This window comes from Achromobacter marplatensis (assembly GCF_049060505.1).
In the GTDB taxonomy this organism is placed as follows: Bacteria; Pseudomonadota; Gammaproteobacteria; order Burkholderiales; family Burkholderiaceae_B; genus Achromobacter; species Achromobacter marplatensis_A.
In genome coordinates, this window is sequence record NZ_JBMGRB010000051.1 from 1 (window position 1) to 203 (window position 203).

Sequence of the window (203 nt, forward strand, 5' to 3'; positions counted from 1 at the left end):
TAGGTGATCTTGCCGGTGGCGGCGTCGTAACCCGTGATGGTCAGCACGCCCTTGCCGGTGGTGATGACGACCGGGGTCGTGGAAGCGTTGGTGACGTCATGGCCGCCGACGCTGACGCCGGCGATACCAGCTTCCGCCGACACGCTGACCGAACCGGTGACGGTCGTGCCGGAGGCTTCGACCACGCTGTTGTGCGCGCCGGT

The 203-nt window shown here is 67.5% G+C and carries 1 protein-coding gene; it reads right to left on the minus strand.

Annotation, left to right across the window (positions count from 1 at the left end; all coding sequences use genetic code 11):
• Nucleotides 1–203: hypothetical protein (locus ACI0FO_RS29490; protein WP_416032103.1), on the minus strand; the 203-nt coding region annotated here is incomplete at both ends.